The sequence below is a fragment of the Lysobacter stagni genome (assembly GCF_030053425.1).
Lineage (GTDB): Bacteria > Pseudomonadota > Gammaproteobacteria > Xanthomonadales > Xanthomonadaceae > Lysobacter_J > Lysobacter_J stagni.
Genome location: NZ_JASGBI010000001.1, coordinates 860023 through 879674 on the forward strand (window position 1 = coordinate 860023; position 19652 = coordinate 879674).

Below are 19652 nucleotides of genomic sequence, written 5' to 3' on the forward strand. Positions count from 1 at the left end.
GCGCGCGCCTGGCCGCGCTGTCTTGAACCAGATTGCGGTCCGACGAGCGCGTTCAGCGGCGCAGCTGCGCCCGGTAGCGCGCCGGCGTCACCCCATACCGGCTGGCGAAAGCGCGCGTGAGATGCGCCTGGTCGCTCAACCCGACCGCCACCGCGACCTGCGCGGGCGCCTCGCCCGCGGCCAGGCGACGCTTGGCCTCGAACAGGCGCATGGCCATGAGCATCTGCTGCGGCGTGACGTGGTGGTGTTCGCGGAAGGCGCGCAGGAAATGGAACGGGCTGAGGTCGGCCACCGACGCCAGCTCTTCCAGCGTCAGGCGTCGATCCATGTGGGCGCGCAGGTATTCGACCACCGGCGCGAAGCGCGGCGAGGCATGGCGCGTCGCGCCTTGCTTGGCGACCTGGTCGGCGAAACCGTCGAGCAACTGCGATAGCAGGCTGTCGAACGCCAGGGGTTCTTCGGCACGCCACATCGCATCGAGCACGGCCGTGATCCGGTGCGCCCGCGCGGCATCGTGGTGCACGGCTTCCGGAAACCACCACGCGCGCGAACCCGTCACCGCCTCCACCACATCGGCGTCGATGTAGGCCATGCGGTAGCGCCAGCCGCCTTCGGTCTCCGCGCGGCCGGTATGGAGCACGTCGGGATTCATCATCACGCGGGATTGCGGCGGCGCGAGGTGGTCGCTTCCACGGTAACGGAAGCGCTCCACGCCCGATTCAATCGCGCCCAGACCGTAGGCCTCGTGCGTGTGCGGCTCGAAGGTGTGACGGACGATGTGCGCGCGGTACAGCTCGATGCCCGCGCGATGCGCCGGTCGCCGGAACTGCGCCCTGTCCTGCGGATGATCGAACTGTTCGGGCACGCCCTGCATGCCTCGATCATGCCACGCGCCGCCGTGCGGCTGCGGCGGCGCGGCGGCCCGTCGCCGCTCAGTCCAGGTCGGTCCAGCGTGCGCGTCCGTACGCGGGGTCGGGGTCGTACTTCAGGCCGGACCAGAGTGGCGCGTCGTCGTCCGACATTCCGGCAGCGGAGATCACCAGAGCGCGACGCGGGCGCAGCGGATGGCGGCCATAGCGCGGGCCGAATGCCGGCGCGCGGAAGACGAGGTCATGGGCGGGAAAGCCGGTGTCGTGAAGACACTCGTTCTTGAACAGCTGCATGGCGGACTCCTGGGGGAGGGAGTGGATGGGTCGGCCCACATGGGCCACGCACAGCGTCGTCCGCCTCGATGACGCCCTGTCGCCACGCAGGTTGCCGTTGTGTTCCGTTCACCGCTGCGGGTGCGGCGTTTTGCCGCATCCCCGCGCGCAATGGCGACCGTAGAGTGCGCGCAACCTGAACGCGCCCATCGCATGAACACGCTTCCCTCCCCTGCCCCCGCCGCCCTGGCCACCGCCATCGGGCTCGCCCTTCTTCTGCCTGCCATCGCGGCGCACGCCGAGGGCGTCGCCGACGCCACCACGCTGGACCGCGTACAGGTGCAGGCGGCCGACAACGCCCTCGCCGGTCCGGCCGGAAACGCCACGCGACTGGATGTCAGTGCGATGGACATGCCCGCGTCGGTGACGGTGATCGACCGCGACACGCTCGACCGTCGCGGCGTTCGCAACACGCAGGAGGCGCTGTACGCCGTGCCGGGACTCTCGGTGGCCTCGCCGCCGGGCAACGGCAACGCGGTCACGTACCGCGGCTTCTCCGGCTCGCAGGTAGCGCAGTTGTTCAACGGCATCGACCTGCAGTACGCCACGATCGCTGCACGTCCGGTCGATGCGTGGATCTTCGAACGCGTGGAGGCGGTTGGCGGGCCGTCGACGTTCATGTCCGGCGTCGGCGCGGTGGGCGGCGCCATCAACTACGTCACGCGCCTGGCCCGGCTGGACGATGCGACGCCCGACGCGACGCAGGCCATGGCCAGCGTGGGCTCGTTCGACACCGTGGTGCTCGCGGCCGGCCGCAACCAGCGCCTGGGCGGCGAGGACGCACGCAACGCGCTGCGCGCCGACATCGCGTACTCCACCAGCGATGGCTGGAGCGACCGCAACGACCGCGAGTCGCTGACCGTCGCCGCGTCGCTGCTCAGCCGCATCACGCCGTCGCTGACGCACACGCTGGCGCTGGAACACCAGAAGGAAGACAGCGCGCGTCCCTACTGGGGCACGCCGATCCTGGTCGGCGCGGACGGCAGCGTGCGGATCGTGCCGGGCACGCAGACGCGCAACTACAACGTCGGCGACGGCTACTACAAGCAGGACGTGGACTGGGCGCGCTCATTGCTGGACTGGCAGATCTCCGACGATGCCAGCCTGCACAACACGCTGTACGCCTACGACGCGCTGCGCGACTACCGCAACGTCGAGACCTATCGCTTCAACGCCGATGTCAGCGGCGTGATCCGATCCGGTGCGTTCCTGCAGCGACACGACCAGCAGGTGTACGGCGACAAGCTCGAATGGCGTTATCGCGGACATCTGGGCGAACGCGCCACGCAGTGGAATGCCGGCGTCGACGTCAGCTACAACCGGCAGACGCGCTTTCCGCTGTCGATCGCGGGCACGGTAGACACGGTGCCGATCGATGCCGTCACGCCGGGCAGCTTCTTCGACGTTCCGGGCGCGGCGCAGGTGTTCGTGCCGCAACGGACCAACCGCGTGCGCACGCAGGCGCTGTTCGCCGAGAACCTGACGCAGTTGACCGATCGTCTATCGCTGCTCACCGCGCTGCGCCAGGACCACGTCACGCTGAACGTGGAGAACCACCAGGCGGCGACCGCCTCCAACCCCGCCCGCTTCGAACGCGATTACCACCCGACCACCGGGCGCGCGGCACTGGAGATGGCAATCACGCCGCAATGGAACACCTACCTGCAGCTGGCCACCGCGGCCGATCCGCCTGCGGGCGTGCTGAGCACCGCCAGCCTGGCCAACGTGCAGGACTTCGACCTCACGCGCGGTCGGCAGGTCGAATGGGGCACCAAGTACCAGCGCGCGGATGGTCGCGCGTCGGGCACGCTCGCGGCGTACCACATCGTGCGCGAGAACCTCGCCATCGCCGATCCCTCGCAGCCGGGCCAGACATTGCCGGTCGGCCAGCAGTCCGCACGCGGCATCGAAGCGACCTTCGCCGTGCAGCCGGTCGAGGAGCTCACGCTGCAGGGCAACCTGGCGTGGGTGGATGCCACGTTGGACGACTTCTATGAAAGCGTCGCAGGCGTGTCGGTGTCGCGCGCCGGGAATCGTCCGACCAACACGCCTTCGCGCGTGGCCAACGCCTGGCTGGACTGGCGATTCGCACCGGCGTGGACGGCGGGCCTCGACGTGCGCGCGGTGTCCTCGCGTTACGCCGATGCCGCCAACCGCGTGAGCAGTGCCGGTTATGGCCTGCTGGGCGCGAGCCTGCGCTGGGACGTGGACGCCTCGACCCAGATCGCGCTGCGCGTGCGCAACCTGGGCGACAAGACGTACGTCGCTTACGCGCTCAGTCCGACGATGGCGTATCTGGGCGAACCGCGATCGCTGGAGCTGTCGGCGCGCTGGAACTTCTGACGCTTGCTGCAAGGGCGCGCGGGTCGGTCCAGACGCTGTTGCGTTCCCCATCGCGTGCACGACGCGCCGTGGCGAACGCCAGCCACGCGAAGCCGATCGCCATCGCGATCGCACCGGCATCGATGGCGAACAGATCCCAATGACCGGACGCGGCGCTGCGCCACCACCAGGCGCCGGTGGCGATGCCGTGCGCGAACGGAATGGCCATCGTCGTCACTGCCGCAGTCCACAGCAGCTCCTGCGCGGCGCGCACCGGCGGCCGCAACGCCGCCCATACCGCACACAACGCCCAGGTCGCGAAACAGGCCAGGTTCACGCCAACGCCGAGGTCGATGGCATCGCGCAGGGCCGGCATCTGCAGCAGCTGTGTTGCGATGAACGCGACCGAGATCGCCACGCATACACCGATGCAGACACCGACGGTGGCGCGGGCCATCCACCACTGCGCCGCGCCCTGCTCTGCCTGGCGGCGCTTGCGGCGCGATTCGATCCACAGCAGGTTGCCGGAATAGAACAGGAACGCCCCACCCAGCCCCAGCACGAAGTACAGCCAGCGCACCCAGGTGTTGCCGTACTCGCCGAAGTGCAGCGCGTACGCAGCGGCGAGCGTGGCGTGATTGGCGTCGCGCTCGCCTGGCAACTGCGCGGACAACGCGACGCCGGTATTGGCATTCAATGCGACCGCGCCCAGCGGACCGAGCGAACGCGGCGACTGGCCGGTGATCTCCACCACGGCGTTTGCGTCGCCGGCGTTGGCGAGCTTGAGGTAGGCCGGCTCGAAAGCGGCAATGCCGCGCTCATGCGCGACCTGGATGGAACGCTCGCTCCACATCGCCAGCGATCCGATGGCCTGCTCGCGGTTGGCTGGAGCCACCGCCGGCGCGGTGTCCATCGCGGGGCCGAGCGCCTGCATCAACTGGCCGCGGTAGATCAGCGGATTCAGCGCCATCATCACCACGAACACCAGGCACAGCATCGCACCGGTGACGGCGAACATCACATGCATCGGCAGACTGAGCACGCCGATCACGTTGTGCGCGTCCTGCCACATGCGCTTGAGGTTGCGGCCGGGGCGCAGCGCAAACAGGTCCTCGGCCAGCTTCGGCAGGTGGATGATCACGCCGGACACCAGCGCCAGCCCGTACAACAGGCTGACGATGCCCATCAGGTACGTGCCGGCGACGGGAATGCCCAGTGAGTAATGCAGTGCGTTGACCAGTTCGGACAACGTGCCGCCGGGCATTTCGTCGATGCCGTCCAGATGATCGAGCGTCGCGAAACGCCACTGGCCCTTCGCATCCTGCCAGTAGGTCGACGCGATCGGGTACTCGCCACCCGGGAACACCATGCCCACGTGCTTGCGCGCTTCGGGATGCCGCGCGAGCGTTTCGTCGAGAAGTCGCTGCGCATCGGTGAGCGACTGCGGCGCGTGGTCCACGCCGTGCGGCGACTGCCAGGCCTGCAGCTCGTGGTGGAAGATCGTGATCGCGCCGGCGTAGAAGGCGACGAACAGCGCGAAGCCCGCGACCAGGCCGACCCAGGTATGCAGTGTGGTGAAGGTGCGCAGCGTGGCGGAGGAAATCTTCATCGCGGTGTCACTCGATCCAGCGCAGCCACTGCAGCAGCCACAACGCGCCCAGCGACAACACCGCAAGGCCGCACAGCCAGGCCCAGGCACGCTTGCCGTTGGCGAACTGGAAGCTCGCCGCCATCACCGCGATCCACACCACGAAGAAGGCGATGATGCCCGGCACGATCGTGCCCTGCCACGGCCCCGGCAGCGCCCACGTGAACAGGCCGACCAGACCGGCCGACAGCAGGAAGCCCGGCACGATGCCGGCGAAGGCACGCGACCACATCAGGCCATTCCTCCGTTCGACGGCGCGGTACGCCACGCGAGGTACGGCAGTGCCACCAGGCCCAGCATCCACGTCCCGAGCATCGCGCACAGGCCCGCGCCGCCGCCCAGCTCGGCGACCCACAACACCAGCGACACCACGGCGAGCACCAGCCCGACGACGTTGCCACGCGCGCCGCGACGACGCCACGCGCTCCACCGGCAATGCGGCGAGGCGGCATACAACGCCGCCGCCGAGAGCAGCGAGGACAGGATGGCGGCGGCGACCTGCAGGTTCATCGGCGGCGTCCGGCGTCAGTTCACCACTGCAGGCGCGCGGTGGCGGTGATGGTGCGCGGGTAGCCGTAGTAGCACCACACGTTGCTGTTGCATGCGGCGATGTACTCCTTGTCGCCGACATTGGCCGCATTCAGCTGCAGGCGCCAGTTGGCGACGTCGTAGTGCACCGAGGCGTCGAACAGCGTGTACGACGGCGTTTCCCACAGGTTGTAGGCATCGCCGAAATGCTCGCCGGTGTAGCGCACGCCAGCGCCGAAGCCCAGGCCCGACAACGCACCGGAGGTGATGGTGTAGTCAGCGCCCAGCGACGCGGCATGCTTGGGCTGCAGCGGGATCTGCGCACCCAGCGAAAGCGGGTCGGTGGACTTCGTCACTTCCGAGTCGATGTAGGCGTAGGCGCCATACAGGCTCAGCCCGTAACCGATGTTCCAGCGCCCTTCCAGCTCGACGCCCTGCACTTCCGTCTCGCCCTGCTGGATCGAGTACAGCGTGTGGTTGGGATCGACCACCAGCGTGTTCTGCTGCACCAGCTTGTAGGCGGCCAGCGTCGCGAGCACGCGGTTGTTGGCGGGCTGGTACTTGATGCCGGCTTCGATCTGCTCGCCGGTGGTCGGCACGAACGCGTTGCCGGCGAAATCGGTGCCCACCGTCGGCTGGAACGACTGCGACCAGCCCACGTACGGCGCCAGGCCGTTGTCGAACAGATAGTTCACGCCGACGCGGCCGGAGAACTTGTCGTCGCTCTGGTGCGACTGCGCGCCGCCGATGACTTCATGCGTGTCGGTGCCCACCCAGTCCTGGCGTGCGCCGAGCGTGACCACCCAGCGGTCGATCTTGATCTGGTCCTGCGCATACAGGCCGGTCTGCGACTGGTCCTGGCGCGTGCGCGAGGTGAACGCGGGCTCGACGAACGGCGTGCCGTAAACGGGATTGAAGATGTCCAGCGTCGGCGCGCTGAAGTCGAACGCCGAGGCGTAATCGTTGCGGGCCTTTCGGTAGTCCAGACCGGCCAGCAGCGTGTGCTCGGCCGCACCGGTATCGAAGACGAACTGCAGCTGGTTGTCGACGCCGAAGGTCTTGGTCTCTTCCTCCGTGTTCCACAGATAGCGGAACAGCGTGCGCTGGTCGGCGAGCAGGCCGAACGCGCCGACGGAGGTGCTCGGGTCGATCGTCGTCTCGCCGTAGCGCAGGTTCTGCCGGAACGTGGTGCCGCCGCCGAAGTCGTGGAAGTACTCCCAGCCCACGGACGCCATCGTCTTGTCGTAGTTGTTGTAACCCGGCTCGCCGGTGAAGCGGTTCGGCGGAATGCGGCCGTGCGGGTTGGGCAGCAGCGTACCTTCGGCCGGCAGGAAGCCGGCACCGGCGACGGTGTCGTTCCTCTGCCAACGTGCCAGCAGCGTCAGCGAGTTCGCCTCGTCCGGCTTCCAGGTCAACGCCGGGGCGATGTAGTAGCGGTCGTCGTGCACGAAATCGACCTGATCGTCGCTGTTGCGCGCCAACGCCGTGAGGCGGTACGTCCATACGCCGTCATCGGTGAGCTTGCCGCCAAAATCGCCGGCCAGCTGGAACATGTCGAAGCTGCCCACCTGCACTTCCACTTCGCGCAGCGTCGCTTCCGTCGGGCGCTTGCTGACGTAGTTGATCATGCCGCCGGGCGGCATCGCGCCGTAGGTCACCGACGAGGGGCCCTTCAACACTTCCACGCGTTCCAGGCCGTAGGGCTCGATGCGGGTGATGCCGGTGCCGGACCCTTCGGCCAGCGACAGGCCATCCATGTAGCGCGCCGGCGTGAAGCCGCGCAGCAGCAGCCAGTCGCTGCGCGGGTCGCCGCCATAACCGCCACCCTGCGCACCGGCGGTGTACCACACCGCCTCTTCCACGCCGTGGATCGCGCGGTCGCGCATCTGCTGGTCGGTGACGACCGAGATCGACTGCGGGATCTCGCGGATCGGGGTATCGGTCTTGGTGACCGTGCCGCTGCTGCGGGCGATCGGGGCGCGCACTTCGACCGAGTCCAGGTCGGTTGCGCTTTCCTGGGCGAAGGCCGGAGCGGCCAGCGCGACGAGAACGGCGCCGGCAACGGCCTGGCGAAGGGACAGCGAAAGCGTGGAACGGCGGATCGCGGAACGGGAGCGCATGGGTTGGCCTGAGTGAGGGGTCGGCGCCCGTCCCTGGGGTGTCCCGGTGGGCGACACCGGTAGCCAACAAAAATAAGAATCGTTCTCGATTGTAGGCGATGCGCCTGTTCAGGACAACGCGCCCCCGCGGACGCGGGCGGCGGAGCAAAGAAAAACGCGCCGCGGCAGCAAGCCGGCGGCGCGTTGGGGGAGGGAATCAGCGGAGGGGCGCTCAGCGCCGCCGTCGTGGGGTCACGCGCACCCGCCGACGGCGATCAGGCTGGGGTCCAGCGTGTCCGGGTTGCGCCCGGCGCGGCCGTGGCCGAGCGGCGCGAAGAAGCGCTCGGACGCGATGCGATTGCCGTAGCCCCTGGCGTAGGGCTCGTCCTGTTCGTCGAACAGGTGGAACTCGACCGGCAGGTTCTGCAGGAACGGGAGATTGGTGAAGATGTTCATGGCGGACTCCTGGTGCGAATGCCTACCTGGCGTGGACAACTTCCTTGACTGGGATGCAAGATACGCCCGCGCTATCGCTTGAAAAAGCGACCGTTCTGCAAGCCAGACTTGAATGCAGCTCAACGCTGATCATCCCTTGCGAGGTGCTTGTGAGCCGCCCTCCCCTGCAGGCCCTGCTCGGTTTCATTGCCGCCGCGCGCACCGGCAATCTCACGCGTGCGGCCGAGTCGATGCACCTCACCGTCAGCGCGCTGAGCCACCAGATCCGCGGCATCGAAGAGCGCCTGGACCGTCGCCTGTTCGTGCGCGGCGCACGCGGCGTGAAGCTGACCGAGCACGGCCAGGCGCTGTACGACCGCGTCGCCCCGCACCTGGACGCCATCGAACAGGCCCTGCAACCGCGCATGCGCCGGCGCGACGACGCCCTGGCGATCACGCTGATGCCCTCCTTCGCTTCCAGCTGGCTGGTGCCTCGCCTGCCGGGCTTCCTGGCGGCGCATCCGCAGCTGGAGATCAGCCTGCAGTCGAACGTGGGCGTGGTCGATTTCGCGCGCGACATGGAGATCGACGCCGGCATCCGTTTCGGCCCGGGCAAGTGGCCCGGGCTGGAAGCCGTGCATCTGTTCGACGACTGGATGACGCCGACGGCCAGCCCCGCGCTGATCGAGCGCCTGGGCCAGCCGACGCTGTCCAACCTGCGCGACTTCCCGCTGCTGGGCGCGCCGGGCGGGCGCTGGAGCGAATGGTTCGCGCGCTTCGGCGGCTCGCCGCCAGACCGTTTCGTCGCGATCTTCGACGACTCCGAGAACCTGCATCGCGCCGCAGCCGAAGGCATGGGCATCGTGCTCGGTCGCATGACGCTGGCGCGACCGCTGATCGAGGCCGGGCGCCTGGTCGAACTGTTCGACGAGCGCCTGAAGACCGAGTTCGCGCACTTCCTCGTGTACCCGTCGCGCTCGCGCGACCATCGCGGCCTGGCGCTGTTCCGCGACTGGCTGCAGGAAGAAGCCGCCCGCTACGAGGCCAGCGACGCCATGACGGGCAAGCGTTCGCGTGCCCCACGCAAGCCGGCCCGCACGGGTAGCGGGCGGCGCACCCGTGCCGTTCGTTGACGTGGTCGCCGTCACGCCTTGGGGTTAGTCTGGCGGCCCGTTCCGAAGGCTCGCCTGGAGATCCGCATGAAACGTCTGCTGCTCGTCGCGCTCGTTCCCGCCCTGCTGATCGCGCATGCCGATGCGCCCGCCGCGAAGCCGGCGAAGGCCACCGCCACCGCGACCACCGATGCCCGCCTTGAAACCGCGCTGGCCTCGTCCACGCGCGATCCCAAGAACGTCGTGCGCGACCAGTACCGTCACCCGCGCGAAACGCTCGCTTTCTTCGGCGTGAAGCCGACGCAGACGCTGATCGAGATCACGCCCGGCGGCGGCTGGTATTCGGAGATCCTGGCGCCGTATCTGAAGGACGGTGGCCAGTACGTCGCCGCCGTGTACGACGACGCCATCCCCAACCAGCCGGCCTATCGCTATCGCCAGAACACCGCGCTGCGCGAGCGCTTCGCCAACGCGGCCGTGTACGGCTCGCCGGAAGTGCGCGGGTTCGATCCGAAGGCGCCGAGCTTCGGTCCCGCGGGATCGGCCGATGTCGTGCTGACGTTCCGCAACGCTCACAACTGGGTCGATGAAGGCACGGCCGATGCGTATTTCAAGGGCTTTTTCGATGTGCTGAAGTCGGGCGGCACGCTCGGTGTGGTGGATCATCGAGCCAAGCCGGGCACCGACCTGGAGAAGATGAAGACGTCCGGCTATCTCACCGAGGCGCTGGTGATCGAGCTGGCGCAGAAGGCCGGCTTCAAGCTGCAGGACAAGAGCGAGATCAACGCCAATCCGAAGGACACCACCGATCATCCGAACGGCGTGTGGACGCTGCCGCCGACGAACCAGCACGATGCCAAGGACGACGCGAAGTACAAGGCGATCGGCGAGAGCGATCGCATGACGCTGCGTTTCGTGAAGCCTTGACGGAGATGCAGGGCGGGGCAGGGGACCGGTGTCGGCCTGCTCCGCTCGCGCGCTTGCGATGCTGATTGCGTTCAACAAGCCCTTCGGCGTGCTGTGCCAGTTCACCGATCGCAGCACGCCGCCGCGTCGCACGCTGGCGGAGTTCGGATTGCCACCCGATGTCTACGCCGCGGGCCGGCTCGATCACGACAGCGAGGGACTGCTGCTGCTCACCGACGACGGGGGGCTCGCACATCGCCTCACCGATCCGCGCCACAAGCAGCCCAAGACCTACTGGGTGCAGGTGGAAGGCGATCCGTCGTCGGAACAGATCGCGGCCCTGCGCACAGGTGTGGTGCTGAGCGATGGCCCGACGCGCCCGGCGGAAGCCCGACGCGTCGACACACCTGCGCTGTGGCCGCGCGATCCGCCGGTGCGCTTTCGCAAGACCGTGCCGGATGCGTGGCTGGAACTCACGATCTCCGAGGGCCGCAACCGGCAGGTGCGCCGCATGACCGCGGCGGTGGGATTGCCCACGCTGCGGCTGGTGCGCGTGGCGATCGGCGCGCATCGGCTGGACGGGCTGGCACCGGGCGAATGGCGCGCCTGCGAGTGACCGACGCCACCGCACGCGTTGCGGGCGACGCTACCGGCCGCCCGTAGCCTTCTCCACCTGCACCGGCACCGAGTTCGCCGCCGGGCGCGTCAACAGCAGTACGCCGCCCAGCACCACCGCGGTACCGATGAGCTGCACGGCGGTGATCTTCTCGCCCAGCAGCCAGGCCCCGAGAAACACCAGCGACACCGGGCCCAGCACCGACAGTTGTGCCGCGGTGCCGGCGCCCAGGCGCGCCACCGCGCCCATCGTGAACGTCACCGGCAGGAAGGTGCAGAAGATCGCGTTGATCAGCGCCAATCCGTACACCGGCGGAGGCAGGTCGAGCAGGCGGGCGGGATCGCGCAGCAGCAGGTAATGGATCACCGTGGCCGCCGTCGACACGCACATCGCGTACGCAACCAGGCGCAGCGGGCCCACGCGCGAGATCAGTTGCCCCGACATCGCCAGGTACAGCGCATAGCTCAGCGCGGCCAGCAGCACCAGGCCGCTGCCGAACAGGATGTGGTCGCCCTGCACGCGCAGGTTTTCCACGAACACCAGGGCCACGCCGGCATAGCTCACCGCCAGCGCGATCCATTCGCGGCGTGCGACGCGGCGATGGAATGCGAACACGCCGATCAGCAGCACGAAGGTGGGATTGAGGAACAGGATCAGCCGCTCCAGCGACACCGGTACGTACTCCAGTCCCCAGAAGTCGAACAGGCTGGAAAGGTAGTAGCCCAGCACGCCCAGCACGACGATCAGTCCGAGGTCGCGGCGCGTCATCGGGATGCGACCCGGTCGACGGGATTCGTGGATGCCCAGCGCGATGAACAGCGGCAACGACAGCAGCATGCGCAGCGTGAGCACCTCCAGCGCGTCGACGCCGTAGCGGTACTGGAACTTGGCCAGGATCGCCTTCGCGGAGAACAGCACCGCGCCGGCCGCGGCGAGGGTGAGGCCGACGCGGCGCGCGGCGACCGGGTGGACGGTCGTAATCGTTGCCGGCGCGTTCATTCGGCGCTGGCCAGGTCCAGCTGCGCCAGCTGCTGCACGCTCAACGACAGGCGCGCCGCGGCGAGCAGCTCAGCCAGCTGCGCCAGGCTGGTCGCGCTGGCGATGGGTGCAGTGATGGTGGGCTGCGCCATCAGCCAGGCCAGGGCTACCTGTGCCGGCGTGGCCCGGTGGTCCGCGGCGACATCGTCCAGTGCCTGCAGGATGCGAAGGCCACGCGGATTCAGGTAGCGGCCGATGGCGCCCGCACGCGCCGCACTCTTGCCGATATCCGCGGCGCTGCGGTACTTGCCGCTGAGGAAACCGCTGGCCAATGCGTAGTAGGGGATGACCGCGATGCCGCGCTCGCGCGCCAGCGGTTGCAGTTCCGCCTCGAAGTCCGCGCGCGCGTACAGGTTGTACTCCGGCTGCAGCGATTCGTAGCGCGGCAGGCCGAGGCGTTCGGCGGTATCCAGGGCCTCGGCCAGCCGGCTGGCGCTGTAGTTGGATGCCCCGATGGCCCGCACCTTGCCCTGTTCGATCAACCGCGCGAACGCGCCCAGGGTGTCGGCCAATGGTGTACTGGTGTCGTCTTCATGCGCCTGGTAAAGATCGATGACATCGGTCTGCAACCGACGCAGCGAGTCTTCCACCGCGGCCTGCACCGTGGCCGGAGCGAGCCCGCGGTGGCGTTCCCATTTTCCGAGCTTGGTGGCGAGCGTGACCCGGTCGCGCTTGCCGCTGCGCTGGAACCAGCGGCCCAGGACGGTTTCCGATTCGCCGCCCTCGTGCCCGGGGACCCAGCGGGAGTAAGCGTCGGCCGTGTCGATGAGATCGAAGCCGGCGTCGACGAAGGCATCGAGCAGGGCGAAGGACGTTGCTTCGTCCGCGCTCCAGCCGAACACATTGCCGCCGAACGCAAATGGTGCGACGCGGAGCGGGGAACGTCCGAGCGGTCGGGAAGTGGGGGCCATCCGGACTCCGGAACGAGTAGGGGGTCACATGATGCGTTGCGTTGTAACCGATGGGATAGGTACGCGCCGCGAGTTGGCATTGCGGAAGAAGGCCGCCGACGGATCGGTGGCGCGCGTACCGGGGACCCGGGGGAGCCATGCACGCAATCTGTCGCCTTTCTGCTAACGTGGGACACGATGAAACCGCGGCGCGAAGCGGGGCGGCGCCGCCCCGGGGACAGGGACGCATGGCCATAGCCGCTGGCAATTCGGGCCGCATCCTGGTCGTCGACGACCAGAGCGTCAACCTGCGCGTGGTCGGCACCCTGCTGGCCCGCCAGGGCTACGAAGTGATCTCCGCCGGCAGTGGCGAGGAAGCGCTCCAGCGCTACGTGGAAACCCCGCCCGACCTGATCCTGCTCGACATGATGATGCCGGGCATGGACGGTTTCGATGTCCTGGCCGCGCTGCATGAACTCGGACCACTGCAGGTGCCGGTGGTGTTCGTCACCGCGGCGCACGACCGCGACCTGCTGCTGCGCGCCTTCGACGCCGGCGTGGTCGATTACGTCACCAAGCCTTTCCTGCCCGAAGAACTGCTGGCGCGCGTGAACGCGCATGTTGGTCTCAAGCTCACGCGCGACCGCCTGGAGCGCGTCGCGCGCGAGCGCGAGGAGCTGGTCAACCTGGTCGCGCACGACCTGAAGAACCCGCTCAGCAGCGTGGTATTCGCCGCCGAGCTGCTGCGCAGCGGGCTGTGCAAGGCCGAGCGCGTGCCGCGCTACCTGCAGATGATCCACGAGAGCGCCGACGATGCGCTCGGCTACATCCGGCATTACCTGGAAAGCCAGGCCGATCCGCGCGCGGAGGACATCGCCGAGGACCGCGCCGACCTGGGCGAAACGCTGGCCTGGCTGATCCAGCGCTACGAGATGCAGCTGGAGGCGCGCGGCATCCGGGTGGAACTGCGGCCACCGCCGGTGGTGGCACAGGTGAGCATCCACCCGCGCGTGCTGAGGCAGGTCGCCGAGAACCTGGTGACCAATGCCATGAAGTACGCCCCCGACGCGGAGCTGCTGCTCACCGCTCGCGCGGGCGCACCGGGCTATTGGCAGCTGATCGTGGCCGACCGCGGCCCGGGCATTCCGCCCGAACGCCAGCGCGAGCTGTTCAAGCCGTTCGTGCGCCTGCACGAGACCGCGGTGGACGATGGGCTGTCGAGCGGGCTGGGGCTGTCGCTGGCCAAACGCATCATCGCGCGCTCCGGCGGCCAGCTCTGGTACGAGCCGCGGCGCCAGGGCGGCGCCCGGTTCATCATCGAACTGCCCGAGGCGCCGACCCCCGTCTTCGCCTGACCGGCGGTCGCGCGCTTACGACTGGATGTTGTGCGTGCGCGCCCCACGGCGCGATGCGGTGCCGCGCGCAGGACGCGCCTCGATGCGGCGCGAGCCGCCCTCGATGGCCTCGCCATTGCCTTCTTCGGCCTTGCGGGCACGTCGCTTGGCGGCATACCAGACCAGGCCCGCGCCGGCCACGGCGGCCGCGATCAGCAACGGGTTGCGACGAACGAAACCGCTCGCCACGCGTGCGCCGCCCTTCAGCGCACCGAGCTTGGCACCGGTTTCCAGCCACTTGCCCGCATGCTGGCTGACCGACGGCATCGCGTGGCGGAGGTTGTCGCCGACCGTCGAGGCCAGTTCCAGGGCACGTTCGGGGAGCGAGGTCAGCTTGGTCATCGGAGCATTCCGGCTGCGGGCATGGCGGTCAGTGTCCCCGGCGCATCGTTGAAGCCGCGTGAGCGGGCGCGGCGGTTGCCGGCCCGCGGCTGAATGTCGATGATGGACGCCAGACGACGACGCGCGAGACACCATGATCCGGATCCTGCCGAACGTGCTGTCCAACGCCGAACTGCAGGCCGTGCGCGAACTGCTGCCGCAGGTGCGCTTCGCCGACGGGCGGATCACCAATCCCGAATCGACGATCAAGCAGAACCTGCAGGCACCGCAGGACGATCCGGCCAACCAGCGCATCGCACTGATCGCGCGCGAGGCCTTGATGCGCTACCCGGAGCTGCGCACGTTCGCGCAGCCGCGCACGATGGCGCGCACCACGGTGGTGCGCTACGAACCGGGCATGACCTACGGCTGGCACGTCGACGAGGCGTTGTTTCCGTCGAATCCGCCCATCCGCAGCGATCTGTCGTGCACGGTGTTCCTCAACCGTCCCGACGAGTACGACGGCGGCGAACTCACCATCCAACTGGGCGCGCAGGAGCTGGCCTACAAGCTCGATCCCGGCAGCGCCATCCTGTATCCGTCCACCACCATCCACCGCGTCAGTCCGGTCACGCGCGGCGTGCGCATCGCCGCGATCACGTGGCTGCAAAGCTGGGTGGCCGATGCCGGCCGCCGCGAGCTGCTGATTCAGCTGGACGAGGCGCGCGCGCTCGCCGCGGGCGGCGGGGATCGCCAGCGCCTGCAGGTGCTGCTGGAATCGCTGCGCACCAACCTGTTCCGCATGTGGGCCGATACCTGATCCCGGCCGCGCGCGGTCACAACGCGTTGGCCGCCGCCAGATAGGCCTTCAGGCCGCGCTCGCGCGTCTCCGGGAACGTCTCGCCGGTCGGCACGAATTCCACGATGCGGTCGGGCCGGAAATTGCGGAAATCGCAACGCAACCGGCACCACGCGCCCAGCGTCCAGCTGCCACCCCAGAACGCGAGGCACAGCGGTTCGATCTCGCGCTCGGTCGGCCGCGCGTCGTTGTCGCGATAGCTCATGCGCAACACCTGTGCGCCGGTCACGGCCGCGTACAGATCGTCGATCAGGCCGCTGTTCTCCATGCGCTGCACTTCCGGCGCGAAGATGCGCGTGCGGTCACTGCGTTCGCGCAGCTCCTGCGGCAACACCGCTTCGATCTTCAACAACGCCGCCGCCGCTTCACGTCCGAGCCGGACGCCGCCGAAGGCCCGCACGAAGCGGGTGCCGACGACCAGGGCTTCGAGCTCGTCGGGCGTGAACATCAGTGGTGGGATGTCCGATCCCTTGCGCAGCATGTAGCCCACGCCGGCCTCGCCTTCGATGGGGACACCGGAACGCTGCAGGTCCGAGACATCGCGGTACACCGTGCGCAACGACACACTGAGCGTGTCGGCCAGGTGCTGCGCGGTGAGAGCGGAACGGCGTCCACGCAGGGCATGGATCAGCAGGAAGAGGCGGTCGGCGCGGCGCATGCGACATGATCGCGCGCCGCACGACTGCGCTCAATCACCGCATTCGACACTGGACAAACCGGCGCGGGGCAGGGCGCGGTCATGCGCGCAGCTCCGATCGGTCGGTGGGGGACAGCCGCATCCGCTGAGGCGGTTGCTTCAGTCCGTGCAGCAGCGCCTGTGCGACGGCTGTTCGCCACTCACCATCGCCCAACAACGCCGTTTCGTAGCGGTGATGCGCATCGACGTCGGCGAAGCGTGCGAACCAGACAAGCACCTGTTCGCCTTCCCGGACCGGCAGGCGCGGGTAAGTGTTAGCGCTCGCTTCCGTCACATACACGCCGATCAGATCCGCGCCGGCTGCGCGCAGCCGCGGTGCGAGCTGGCGTTCGAAGCGTTCGAGGAAACCGTCCTGGGCCGGCATGTCGAGCGCACACACGCCCGCTTCGATCACGCCGTTGGAAGGCGACACGGAACCCACGGCGGCGCGTTCCCGCGCCGCCGGCGCGAAACCGGAGTCCATTCGCGCCGGGCGCAACAGCAGGACGTCGTCGCTGTCGACGATCGTCGCGTTCGCCGCATTGCGGTGTTGCTGCCAGGTCGGTCCCGAGTAGAAGCCGTCCAGCGCTTCCGCACGCCCCGGCATGTCCGCGAAACCGCGCAACCACACGAAGCGCTCGGGCGCATCGAGGTCGCGGAACGTACCGATGACGTGCATTCCCACCGCTTCCTGCGGCTCGATGAACTCGCGCTCGAACAGCTCGACCAGCTCATCGCGACGCCCGGGCTGCATGGCGTACTGGCGCAACTCGATGACGTTGTCCTCGTGCAGCAGGCGGCCGTCCGCGTCCACGCGGCGGAACCACATGTGCCAGTTGGTTTCCCAGGTGTGTCCGTCGTCCACCGAGAACGCCTGTCGCCAATGCGCCGCGGTGCGGCCGTGATGCGTCCACGTGAAGCGCACGCGGACCGGTCGGCCTTCGTGTTCGTCCACGCCATGGAACAGACCCGTGCCGTCGGCGAACGATCCGGTCATCGGCGAGTCCAGCACGCCATCGTGGTTGCCGGCCCAGTAGATGTTCCAGTGACGCGCATCGACATCGAACAGGCGCAGCGTCATGCCGATGAAGCGCTCGTGCTCGCCGGGGCGGACCCAGTCGCTGACGAAATCGTCGACATTGCCCATGCCACCCAGCAGCGGCTGGCACCACTGTGTGGCACCGAAGATCTCCCAGTCGTTCGAGTCGGCAAGTCGTTGCCGCAGGCGCTCGTTACGGATTCGCCAATGGCCATGCAGGAAATCGAAATCGTGCCGGCCATCGTGGCCGATCGCTGCGTTCATCGCGGACGTTCCTTCAGCAGAGCGGGGACCGCGGGCGCGGGCGCGCAGCGGCAGGAGCCAGGCGGTCTGCGCCAGGCCTGCCCATTGCAGGAGCAGGCGTCGCTGGCGTTGCCACGCCGGTTTCAGGACGGCTTCGAGCGGATTGCCCATGGGGAAGAGGGTGAGCGTGCCCATCGCACGCCCACACAGTGCCGCCGCGCTGCTGACAGGGTCCTGTCAGCAGCCGCTTCAGGCGACGGGAAAGGTCACCGTCACCGCCAGGCCACGACCATCCAGGCCGTCGCCGACCTGTATCGATGCGTGATGCGTCCGCGCGATCCGCGCTACCAACGACAGACCGATGCCGCTGCCGTTGCTCCGCGAGGGCGTGCTGCCTCCGTTGGCGCGGTAGAAGCGGTGGAAGATGCGCTCGCGTTCTTCGCCCGGCACGCCCGGACCGTCATCGGCCACGCACAGCGCCATCACCTCGCCGGCGTCGCGCGATTCGCGCTTCCAGCTCACCGCGATGCGGCCGCCCTCGCCGGCGTAACGCACGGCGTTGTCCACGAGGTTGCGGAACAGGATGCCGAGCTGGTCCACGTCGCAAAGGATGCGCCCGTCCTCGGTGCGCAGGCTGATCCGTTGGCCACGCTCGCGTGCCAGCGTTTCGAAGTCGCGCACGACGATCACCAGCAGCGGTGCCGCCTCGACCGCCACCAGCGCCGGCGAGGTCGCTTCCGCATCCAGCCGCGCCAGATCCAGCAGCTGCTCCGACAGGCGTGCGGCGCGCTGCACGCCTGCGCTCAGTCGACGCAACGCGGCATCACGCTCGTCGGCGTTGTCGGCGCGCCGCGCGAGGTCCGCGTGCGCGCTGAGCACAGCCAACGGCGTGCGCAGCTCATGCGCCGCATCGGCGATGAAGCGTCGTTCGTTCTGCAGCGCCTGGTCGACACGGTCGAGCTGGTCGTTGAAGGCGTCCACCAGTGGCGTGAACTCGCTGGGCAGACCCGGTGCGTGCAGCGGCGTGAGGTCCAGCGGCCGGCGCGCGATCAATGTCTGCCGCAGCGCCGTCAACGGTCGCAACGAGCGCCCCACGACTGCCCACACGGTGAGCATGAACAGGCCCAGGATCAGCCCGGCGGCCAGCAGGCTCATGCCGATCCACGTGCGAAGCTCGTTGGCGATCATCTGCTTGGAACGGCCGACCTGCACGACCAGACCGCGGCGCGGGTCGGCCAGGCTGTATACGTGCCACACCTGGCCGGCGATGGTGCGGCGCGCGAAACCATCGGTGAAGTCGGGCTTGAGCGGTTCGCCGGGTGCGGCGGGGGAGTACACGACGTTGCGTCCGTGCGCCCAGACCTGCCAGCTCATCTTGTGATCCTGCGTGGACGCGGCTGGCGCGCGCGCGCGCTCCGGCAAACGTTCCAGGCCGTCGGGCATGGAGATCAGGATCTGGGACGCGACCTCGCGCTGCGATTCGTCCCAGAAACCGTAGTGCGCGCGCGACAACTGCCAGATCTGGCAGCCCAGCCACACCAGCCACGCCACCAGCACGCACTTCACCGACACCCACGTCAGGCGCCAGCGCATCGAGCGGGTCTTCACGCGGAACCTCCGCCGTTGATGCGGTATCCCTGCCCATGCACGGTCACGATGAGCTGCTCGCCCAGCTTGCGACGCAACTGGTGCACGTAGACGGCGATGGTGTTGCTTTCGATGGTGCCGGAGCTGCCGTACACCGCTTCCTCCAGCTGCTCGCGCGTGACCACGCGGCCCTGTCGTTCCATCAGCATCAGCAGCGTGCGGAATTCGTGCGCACTGAGCGGCACCGTCACGCCATCGCGCGAGACTTCGCGCCGCGCCGGGTCCAGCACGACGCCGTGGTGGCTCAGCACCGGCGACACCCGCCCCTGGCTGCGACGCACCACCGCACGCAGGCGCGCGAACAGCTCGTCGGGCTGGAACGGCTTGACGATGTAATCGTCCGCACCCGCATCCAGGCCGGCGATGCGATCGCTGAGTTTGTCGCGCGCGGTGATGATCAGTACCGGCGTAGCGTCGTATCGACCGCGCACGAACGACAGCACGCTCAGCCCCGAACTTCCCGGCAGCCCCAGGTCGAGCAGCACGGCGTCGAAGTCGTGGTCGACCAGCGCGGTCTTCGCGCGCGCGGCATCGCCGACGTGGTCCACGCGGAAGCCGTGCTGGCGGATGCCGGCGCACAGCGCCTCGGCCAGCATCGTGTCGTCTTCCACCAGCAGCAGGTTCATCGCGGAGTGTCGTGGTGGTCGGGGGGGTGAAGTGTGGCCGGGTGCGTTTAA

General features: G+C 68.5%; 20 protein-coding genes. 6 read left to right on the forward strand and 14 right to left on the reverse strand.

Going from position 1 to position 19652, the window contains the following annotated elements; all coding sequences use genetic code 11:
• Nucleotides 1-52: 52 nt before the first annotated feature.
• Nucleotides 53-874: an AraC family transcriptional regulator gene (locus QLQ15_RS03815; protein WP_283211521.1), complete on the reverse strand. Its 822-nt coding sequence runs from the start codon at nucleotides 872-874 to the stop codon at nucleotides 53-55.
• A gap of 58 nt (nucleotides 875-932) precedes the next feature.
• Nucleotides 933-1163 carry a hypothetical protein gene (locus tag QLQ15_RS03820; RefSeq protein ID WP_283211522.1) on the reverse strand — a complete coding sequence of 77 codons (231 nt, stop codon included), beginning with the start codon at nucleotides 1161-1163 and terminating at the stop codon, nucleotides 933-935.
• Between the two features lie 192 nt (nucleotides 1164-1355).
• Here QLQ15_RS03820 and QLQ15_RS03825 point away from each other — a divergent pair, with 192 nt between their 5' ends.
• Complete coding sequence (locus QLQ15_RS03825) at nucleotides 1356-3545, forward strand: TonB-dependent receptor (protein ID WP_283211523.1); 2190 nt, start codon at nucleotides 1356-1358, stop codon at nucleotides 3543-3545.
• Here QLQ15_RS03825 and QLQ15_RS03830 read toward each other — a convergent pair.
• The 5 genes from QLQ15_RS03830 to QLQ15_RS03850 all read right to left on the reverse strand — a co-directional run bounded on the left by QLQ15_RS03830 (nucleotide 3478) and on the right by QLQ15_RS03850 (nucleotide 8255).
• Nucleotides 3478-5133 (reverse strand): PepSY-associated TM helix domain-containing protein, encoded by a 1656-nt coding sequence (locus QLQ15_RS03830; RefSeq protein WP_283211524.1) that lies wholly within the window; start codon nucleotides 5131-5133, stop codon nucleotides 3478-3480. The genes QLQ15_RS03825 and QLQ15_RS03830 overlap by 68 nt on opposite strands.
• 7 nt (nucleotides 5134-5140) lie before the next feature.
• Nucleotides 5141-5404: a hypothetical protein gene (locus tag QLQ15_RS03835; protein WP_283211525.1), complete on the reverse strand. Its 264-nt coding sequence runs from the start codon at nucleotides 5402-5404 to the stop codon at nucleotides 5141-5143.
• Entirely contained in the window at nucleotides 5404-5682 is a 279-nt protein-coding gene (locus QLQ15_RS03840) for a hypothetical protein (RefSeq protein WP_283211526.1), read from the reverse strand. Before QLQ15_RS03840 ends, QLQ15_RS03835 begins: the two co-directional genes overlap by 1 nt.
• Before the next feature lie 20 nt (nucleotides 5683-5702).
• Nucleotides 5703-7820: a TonB-dependent siderophore receptor gene (locus tag QLQ15_RS03845; protein ID WP_283211527.1), complete on the reverse strand. Its 2118-nt coding sequence runs from the start codon at nucleotides 7818-7820 to the stop codon at nucleotides 5703-5705.
• Nucleotides 7821-8051: 231 nt separating this feature from the next.
• On the reverse strand, nucleotides 8052-8255 hold the full coding sequence (locus QLQ15_RS03850) for a hypothetical protein (RefSeq protein ID WP_283211528.1): 204 nt from the start codon (nucleotides 8253-8255) through the stop codon (nucleotides 8052-8054).
• A gap of 149 nt (nucleotides 8256-8404) precedes the next feature.
• Here QLQ15_RS03850 and QLQ15_RS03855 point away from each other — a divergent pair, with 149 nt between their 5' ends.
• From QLQ15_RS03855 to QLQ15_RS03865, 3 genes are all read left to right on the forward strand, one after another.
• Entirely contained in the window at nucleotides 8405-9367 is a 963-nt protein-coding gene (locus tag QLQ15_RS03855) for a LysR substrate-binding domain-containing protein (protein WP_283211529.1), read from the forward strand.
• A 66-nt stretch (nucleotides 9368-9433) separates the two neighbouring features.
• Nucleotides 9434-10273 (forward strand): class I SAM-dependent methyltransferase, encoded by an 840-nt coding sequence (locus QLQ15_RS03860; protein ID WP_283211530.1) that lies wholly within the window; start codon nucleotides 9434-9436, stop codon nucleotides 10271-10273.
• Nucleotides 10274-10331: 58 nt separating this feature from the next.
• Nucleotides 10332-10868 carry a pseudouridine synthase gene (locus QLQ15_RS03865; RefSeq protein WP_283211531.1) on the forward strand — a complete coding sequence of 179 codons (537 nt, stop codon included), beginning with the start codon at nucleotides 10332-10334 and terminating at the stop codon, nucleotides 10866-10868.
• A 30-nt stretch (nucleotides 10869-10898) separates the two neighbouring features.
• On the opposite strand, the gene QLQ15_RS03870 is transcribed toward QLQ15_RS03865, so the two are convergent.
• Both QLQ15_RS03870 and QLQ15_RS03875 read right to left on the reverse strand, forming a co-directional pair.
• Nucleotides 10899-11867: a DMT family transporter gene (locus tag QLQ15_RS03870; protein ID WP_283211532.1), complete on the reverse strand. Its 969-nt coding sequence runs from the start codon at nucleotides 11865-11867 to the stop codon at nucleotides 10899-10901.
• Nucleotides 11864-12817, reverse strand: coding sequence for an aldo/keto reductase (locus QLQ15_RS03875; RefSeq protein ID WP_283211533.1), 954 nt, complete (start codon nucleotides 12815-12817; stop codon nucleotides 11864-11866). Before QLQ15_RS03875 ends, QLQ15_RS03870 begins: the two co-directional genes overlap by 4 nt.
• 227 nt (nucleotides 12818-13044) lie before the next feature.
• Between QLQ15_RS03875 and QLQ15_RS03880 the strand changes: the two genes are divergently transcribed.
• Nucleotides 13045-14151, forward strand: a complete 1107-nt coding sequence (locus QLQ15_RS03880; protein ID WP_283211534.1) for a hybrid sensor histidine kinase/response regulator — start codon at nucleotides 13045-13047, stop codon at nucleotides 14149-14151.
• Nucleotides 14152-14166: 15 nt separating this feature from the next.
• On the opposite strand, the gene QLQ15_RS03885 is transcribed toward QLQ15_RS03880, so the two are convergent.
• Entirely contained in the window at nucleotides 14167-14532 is a 366-nt protein-coding gene (locus QLQ15_RS03885) for a hypothetical protein (protein WP_283211535.1), read from the reverse strand.
• Nucleotides 14533-14665: 133 nt separating this feature from the next.
• On the opposite strand from QLQ15_RS03885, the gene QLQ15_RS03890 reads away from it, so the two are divergent.
• Nucleotides 14666-15331: a Fe2+-dependent dioxygenase gene (locus tag QLQ15_RS03890; protein ID WP_283211536.1), complete on the forward strand. Its 666-nt coding sequence runs from the start codon at nucleotides 14666-14668 to the stop codon at nucleotides 15329-15331.
• A 16-nt stretch (nucleotides 15332-15347) separates the two neighbouring features.
• Here QLQ15_RS03890 and QLQ15_RS03895 read toward each other — a convergent pair whose 3' ends face one another.
• From QLQ15_RS03895 to QLQ15_RS03910, 4 genes are all read right to left on the reverse strand, one after another.
• Nucleotides 15348-16028 (reverse strand): helix-turn-helix transcriptional regulator, encoded by a 681-nt coding sequence (locus QLQ15_RS03895; protein ID WP_283211537.1) that lies wholly within the window; start codon nucleotides 16026-16028, stop codon nucleotides 15348-15350.
• 79 nt (nucleotides 16029-16107) lie between these two features.
• Nucleotides 16108-17349, reverse strand: coding sequence for an NIPSNAP family protein (locus QLQ15_RS03900; protein WP_283211538.1), 1242 nt, complete (start codon nucleotides 17347-17349; stop codon nucleotides 16108-16110).
• A 228-nt stretch (nucleotides 17350-17577) separates the two neighbouring features.
• The gene (locus QLQ15_RS03905) at nucleotides 17578-18936 is read right to left on the reverse strand and encodes a sensor histidine kinase (protein ID WP_283211539.1); all 1359 of its coding nucleotides are present in this window, start codon (nucleotides 18934-18936) and stop codon (nucleotides 17578-17580) included.
• Nucleotides 18933-19601, reverse strand: a complete 669-nt coding sequence (locus QLQ15_RS03910) for a response regulator transcription factor (protein ID WP_283211540.1) — start codon at nucleotides 19599-19601, stop codon at nucleotides 18933-18935. Before QLQ15_RS03910 ends, QLQ15_RS03905 begins: the two co-directional genes overlap by 4 nt.
• Nucleotides 19602-19652: the final 51 nt, after the last annotated feature.

Bases quoted from the DNA above. Each gene is read 5' to 3' on its own strand.
- QLQ15_RS03815 (WP_283211521.1), bottom strand. From the start codon at position 874: ATGCAGGGCGTGCCCGAACAGTTCGATCATCCGCAGGACAGGGCGCAG.
- QLQ15_RS03820 (WP_283211522.1), bottom strand. From the start codon at position 1,163: ATGCAGCTGTTCAAGAACGAGTGTCTTCACGACACCGGCTTTCCCGCC.
- QLQ15_RS03825 (WP_283211523.1), top strand. From the start codon at position 1,356: ATGAACACGCTTCCCTCCCCTGCCCCCGCCGCCCTGGCCACCGCCATC.
- QLQ15_RS03830 (WP_283211524.1), bottom strand. From the start codon at position 5,133: ATGAAGATTTCCTCCGCCACGCTGCGCACCTTCACCACACTGCATACC.
- QLQ15_RS03835 (WP_283211525.1), bottom strand. From the start codon at position 5,404: ATGTGGTCGCGTGCCTTCGCCGGCATCGTGCCGGGCTTCCTGCTGTCG.
- QLQ15_RS03840 (WP_283211526.1), bottom strand. From the start codon at position 5,682: ATGAACCTGCAGGTCGCCGCCGCCATCCTGTCCTCGCTGCTCTCGGCG.
- QLQ15_RS03845 (WP_283211527.1), bottom strand. From the start codon at position 7,820: ATGCGCTCCCGTTCCGCGATCCGCCGTTCCACGCTTTCGCTGTCCCTT.
- QLQ15_RS03850 (WP_283211528.1), bottom strand. From the start codon at position 8,255: ATGAACATCTTCACCAATCTCCCGTTCCTGCAGAACCTGCCGGTCGAG.
- QLQ15_RS03860 (WP_283211530.1), top strand. From the start codon at position 9,434: ATGAAACGTCTGCTGCTCGTCGCGCTCGTTCCCGCCCTGCTGATCGCG.
- QLQ15_RS03865 (WP_283211531.1), top strand. From the start codon at position 10,332: ATGCTGATTGCGTTCAACAAGCCCTTCGGCGTGCTGTGCCAGTTCACC.
- QLQ15_RS03870 (WP_283211532.1), bottom strand. From the start codon at position 11,867: ATGAACGCGCCGGCAACGATTACGACCGTCCACCCGGTCGCCGCGCGC.
- QLQ15_RS03875 (WP_283211533.1), bottom strand. From the start codon at position 12,817: ATGGCCCCCACTTCCCGACCGCTCGGACGTTCCCCGCTCCGCGTCGCA.
- QLQ15_RS03880 (WP_283211534.1), top strand. From the start codon at position 13,045: ATGGCCATAGCCGCTGGCAATTCGGGCCGCATCCTGGTCGTCGACGAC.
- QLQ15_RS03885 (WP_283211535.1), bottom strand. From the start codon at position 14,532: ATGACCAAGCTGACCTCGCTCCCCGAACGTGCCCTGGAACTGGCCTCG.
- QLQ15_RS03890 (WP_283211536.1), top strand. From the start codon at position 14,666: ATGATCCGGATCCTGCCGAACGTGCTGTCCAACGCCGAACTGCAGGCC.
- QLQ15_RS03895 (WP_283211537.1), bottom strand. From the start codon at position 16,028: ATGCGCCGCGCCGACCGCCTCTTCCTGCTGATCCATGCCCTGCGTGGA.
- QLQ15_RS03900 (WP_283211538.1), bottom strand. From the start codon at position 17,349: ATGAACGCAGCGATCGGCCACGATGGCCGGCACGATTTCGATTTCCTG.
- QLQ15_RS03910 (WP_283211540.1), bottom strand. From the start codon at position 19,601: ATGAACCTGCTGCTGGTGGAAGACGACACGATGCTGGCCGAGGCGCTG.